Annotated in this window: 7 protein-coding genes and 1 tRNA gene; 4 read left to right on the top strand and 4 right to left on the bottom strand. The window is 61.1% G+C overall.

The features are described from left to right. Positions 1-52: 52 nt before the first annotated feature. From EN994_RS19205 to EN994_RS19225, 4 genes are all read right to left on the bottom strand, one after another. Positions 53-142 carry a K(+)-transporting ATPase subunit F gene (locus EN994_RS19205; protein ID WP_032808122.1) on the bottom strand — a complete coding sequence of 30 codons (90 nt, stop codon included), beginning with the start codon at positions 140-142 and terminating at the stop codon, positions 53-55. 451 nt (positions 143-593) lie between these two features. Beyond that, positions 594-896: a DUF982 domain-containing protein gene (locus EN994_RS19215; RefSeq protein ID WP_013529642.1), complete on the bottom strand. Its 303-nt coding sequence runs from the start codon at positions 894-896 to the stop codon at positions 594-596. Between the two features lie 258 nt (positions 897-1154). Continuing rightward, entirely contained in the window at positions 1155-1379 is a 225-nt protein-coding gene (locus EN994_RS19220) for an alkylphosphonate utilization protein (protein ID WP_013529641.1), read from the bottom strand. A 112-nt stretch (positions 1380-1491) separates the two neighbouring features. Further along, positions 1492-1581: transfer RNA gene (locus EN994_RS19225), tRNA-Ser, on the bottom strand. 361 nt (positions 1582-1942) lie between these two features. Between EN994_RS19225 and EN994_RS19230 the strand changes: the two genes are divergently transcribed. From EN994_RS19230 to EN994_RS19245, 4 genes are all read left to right on the top strand, one after another. Beyond that, on the top strand, positions 1943-2647 hold the full coding sequence (locus EN994_RS19230; RefSeq protein ID WP_164919868.1) for a hypothetical protein: 705 nt from the start codon (positions 1943-1945) through the stop codon (positions 2645-2647). Between the two features lie 306 nt (positions 2648-2953). After that, complete coding sequence (locus EN994_RS19235; RefSeq protein ID WP_024502789.1) at positions 2954-3277, top strand: hypothetical protein; 324 nt, start codon at positions 2954-2956, stop codon at positions 3275-3277. A 32-nt stretch (positions 3278-3309) separates the two neighbouring features. After that, entirely contained in the window at positions 3310-3975 is a 666-nt protein-coding gene (gene msrA, locus EN994_RS19240) for a peptide-methionine (S)-S-oxide reductase MsrA (protein WP_063168985.1), read from the top strand. A 195-nt stretch (positions 3976-4170) separates the two neighbouring features. Continuing rightward, the coding region (locus EN994_RS19245; protein WP_127307724.1) for a BMP family ABC transporter substrate-binding protein at positions 4171-4503 on the top strand (333 nt) is incomplete at its 3' end.

Below are 4503 nucleotides of genomic sequence, written 5' to 3' on the forward strand. Positions count from 1 at the left end.
ACCAGGATCTGTATCCAACCGTTCAGTGTCATGGCTGTGGCTTTCCGTGCCTTCAGAAGCGTTCTGGACGAACGAGGGCGTAGGTCAGGTAGGCGAGCAGGAACAGCGTAACGCCGCCACCGAGAATATAGTCGACGATCATTTTTTCAGCCTCGCTCTAGAGAGCGTCGCAAGCTTTTATGTAGGCGAAACAAAGGGCAAAGAACAAAATTCCGATTCCGATAACGGCCATATCCATTGTTTTTATTCCTTTTGTTCTTTTGTACTTTGCGAACTTGACAGGAGAGTTCGCAATATATCGAAAGTGTCCCGTCGCATCTTTGGCGACGAAACCGAATGTGTTTTCTGAAGGGAATATGGACCCGATCGCCATAAAGGTTCGAGACGGAGCGCAGTGGAAAGAAATAGGAATTTCATAAAGATTTTTGCGCGGGCTCTTCCCAACACTCCACGCAGGGATTGTCGCGCAAGGCAGGCGGCCAGCCACAGGATTGCGATTTGCTTGCGAGCTGCCGGAAACGGGAAAGCCCGGCTGGGGCCAGCCGGGCCTTCTATGGTGGTGTGGCTTTAGCCGCCACGGAGGGTATCGATCTTCAGGCGGCGTAGCCGCCATAGCCACGCGCAACGGCGTGCACGCCCGCCACCGGCTCGAGGTCCGGCCACAGGATACAAGAAGCTTGCGCAAACTGGACGAGCGCGTGGCGGGCCTGCTCGATGGTCACATAGCCTGGGATGGCGAGTTCACATGCTTCCACCGCGTTGCGGTAGAGGGGGCCGCGGCGGGAGGTCGTCCAATTGGTAAGGAAGTCGTGCATTTCGGCCAGCGACGCAATCTCGCGCTTGAAGCCAAGGCCGACCGAGAGTGCGACCGGGGAATGAAACAGCTTGTCGTGCATGAAGCGGGCTCCTGGTTTTTTTGCGCGCTTGGAGAGATATCCGGCGGGTCCGCGAACGGGACGCCCTGAAACGCGCAACGAGGCCGGAGGTTCCAGACTTGGGTCTTGGCGGTTTTTGATTGTGCCTGGTCGGCGAAATTATCAATTTCGCAGCGCAACGATCATGTGCCGGACGCTCAACGGCTCCGCTTCCACTTGGCGACGGCAGGCTCTCCAAAATCCCGAAGGAGCCATCGAGATCGCTTGCCGCCCTGAGGCTCACGCCTTCTTCACGAACTCGGTCTTGAGCACCAGGCCTTTCACTTGCTTGGTGTTGCATTCGATCTCGCCGGGATTGCCGTTCAGGCGGATAGCCTTCACCAACGTGCCGCGCTTGATCGTTTCCGAAGTGCCTTTGACTTTGAGGTCCTTGATCAGCGTGACGGAATCGCCGTCATTCAATTGAGCGCCATTGCTGTCGCGCACGATTACATCGTTCGGCATGCCATCTCCTGTGATTGGCAGGTTTCAAGGGCAGAGCGCGGCGGGATGTTTACCGCCCTGCTTCGCGCAAAGGCTCGGGCTTGTCCTGCGAAGCTCGTAGAGCGAAGCAGGATGGCGGAGAGAGCGGGATTCGAACCCGCGTTACGGTCTCCCGTAAACACACTTTCCAGGCGTGCGCCTTCAACCACTCGGCCACCTCTCCGTCCATGCATGTCGCGTCGGCCGGTTTTGCCGCGCGGGTTGGGGAGATGCACCTCCCTTGGGGCAAGACGAAACTTTCGCCATCGGCGTCGCCAACCAGCAAACGCCTTCCCCTGCACCTGAGCCGTCGAAGCAACAGGCGCGGGGCTCATCTAGTCGATCCGACGGCGAATGCCAAGCCATAACGGCAGTCTATTCGCTTTGCCGGCCACACAGTCTTTCACGAGGCCGCCGGCATGCCCGTTTTTGCGGGCGCCGCCGCTGCAATGGTGTGCACAGGCAGGACCGCAGGGACGGCCGCCCTTGACTTCCCCCGGAGTTGCCTGTCGGGTGCCGAGGCTTTGCGGGGGCATTGTGCGGACATGACATCGAGCAATGGACAGACGCCAGTCAGGCGGCCGGACAGCGGGCTGTCCTTCGTGCCGGTGGGCTGGCTTGTCTTCGTCATGGCGTGGTCAGTCTACGGCCTGATCTCCGTCTGGCCCGCGGTCGGCGCCACCGGCCTGCCAGACAGCGTGCTTTACCTTATCTATGGCGGGCTCGTCGTCGACATCGTCACCATCCTATGGGGGCTTTACCTGCTCGGCCTCGCCTTCGGCCGCTCGGCCCGCTTCCCGCGCCAGTTCACGATCTGGCAGATTGCCATAATCGTCGGGCTGCTGGTCATCCATGCCTATGCCCCTACGGTGCCGGGATTCGTCTTCTCGGGCCAGGCGCTTGTCATCACCGGCGCCGAAATCGCCATCGGCGCGCTCTGCATCTATCTGCTGCGCCATGGATCCGAAGCCGATGCCGTTTATGTCAATCCGAAAACCGAGAGCCCATCGGCCTTCGTCTCGGTCATCGCCGCGCTGCTCGGCATCGTCCTGGGCGCGGTCATCGGCGCCGTGGGCGGATTCGCCATCGGCTCGGTGATCGCCGATGCCACCGAGATGAGCTGTTTCGAGGGCGCCTGCGGCTATTTCGCCGTGTTCACCGGCCTGGCCGGTCTGGTGATCGGCGCCATCGGCGGCGGCGTTTTTGCTGTCTGGCGTGTCCACCGGCACAAAAGGAAGCCGGCCGCATAATTCGCGCGGGCAACAAATCCGGGTTCACACGGTCTTGGGAGACTTCGCCGGCGCGTCGGTTTGCGAGCACCAAACGCAAAAACCCGCCTGTGCGGCGGGTCGTCGGCGCAAGTCAACGCCATACCCAAACTATTAGCATAGCTGCCCTCACATGTCAATGAAAAGCGACCCGACTGACTGTCGTCCGGCCCTCCGTTGACCTGAGTTTGGAGTCTGCAAATTCGCGTATGGCGATTGCGATCCAGCCATGCGCATTCTATCTCTGAAAAGCCCCTCGGGAGAGGACCAGCCCGGAGGAGGGTTCTGATGTTTCGCTTCGTCTTTCGTCTTGCCGCAATGATCGCGCTGTCGATTTCCGTCATCATGGCGGTGCTCGACGCGACACGCACAGTGGCGGCCTCCGTGCTGGTGCTGACCCCGCTCAACAGCAGTTGGCTCGCGGTCTCGCCCGACACGCGGGCCGCCTTCGAGACCTTCATCCGAACCAAGACCAGCCCGCTGCTATGGGATGGCGCCATCGCCTGGGTGCTGAACCAGCCGGGCTTCGCCGTGTTCGCGGTGCTGGCTTTCCTGCTCTATGCGATAGGCTACAGGCGGCAACGTCGCGCCGGACAGTTCGTCGCAAACTGATCCGCTTTCCGCGAAGAGAGGGAAACCCGCGCATGTTCTTTCTCAGCGACATGCTGAACAAGAAGCTCAATCTGCCGAAGCCCTCCGAGGCCCTGCCGGGCCGCGCCAGGGCGATCCCGACCGCATCCAGGCACAAGGTCTTGAAAAGACCGCTCAAGGGTCCTTATCCCGAGGGGCTGGAGACGGCCATGTTCGGGCTCGGCTGCTTCTGGGCTGCGGAGCGGCTGTTCTGGCAGGTCGAAGGCGTCTGGGTCACCGCGGCCGGCTATGCCGGCGGCTTCACGCCCAATCCGACCTATCAGGAGACCTGCACCGGGCTAACCGGTCATGCCGAAGCGGTGCTGGTGGTCCATGACCCCGGGATCGTCTCCTATGCTGGGCTTCTGAAGCTGTTCTGGGAAAGCCACGATCCCACGCAGGGCATGCGCCAGGGCAATGATGTCGGCACCGCCTATCGCTCCGCGATCTACACGAGCGACGAGGCGCAACTGTTGGCGGCGAGCGCCTCGCGCGATGCGTATGAGACCTCGCTGCGCGGTGCCGGCCACGGCAGGATCACCACCGAGATCGCCCCGGCGGCCGAATTCTACTTCGCCGAAGCCGATCACCAGCAATATCTGGCGAAGAATCCTTACGGCACGTGCAACCTCAAAGGCACCGGTGTCGCTTGCGCCATCCCTGCCGCCGCCTCCGCCTGACACAAGCTGCGGTGCGGCTTGCCCGCACCAAGCTTTTCCAAAAGGTCAAAATTCCGCGTGAATTTTGTTTCGGGCCATGCCAGATTGCCGCCGAGCGGGAGGGAATACACTCCTGGCTGACGTCGCATGCCTGCCGGAGAACCGGGCCGGCATGCGGTGCGTAACGGAAAAAATAACCGACAGGGTGTGGATCACATGAAACGTATCGTTCTCGGCCTCCTGGCCGCAACCGCAATGGTTCTTCCGGCTTTCGCCGCGGATGTCCAGCCGGCCATCCTCTATGATCTCGGCGGCAAATTCGATAAATCCTTCAACGAGGCTGCCTATCACGGCGCCGAGAAATTCAAGACGGAAACCGGCACGGCCTACGTCGAATTCGAGGTCTCCAACGCCTCGCAGCGTGAGCAGGCGCTGCGCCGCTTCGCCGAGGACGGCCACAACCCGATCGTCATGGCCGGCTTCGCCTGGGAGGATGCGCTGAAGAAGGTCGCGGCCGAATATCCCGATCTCAACTTCGCCATCATCGAC

Origin of the sequence: Mesorhizobium sp. M7A.F.Ca.CA.002.09.1.1 (assembly GCF_003998555.1) — a bacterium.
In the GTDB taxonomy this organism is placed as follows: domain Bacteria; phylum Pseudomonadota; class Alphaproteobacteria; order Rhizobiales; family Rhizobiaceae; genus Mesorhizobium; species Mesorhizobium ciceri.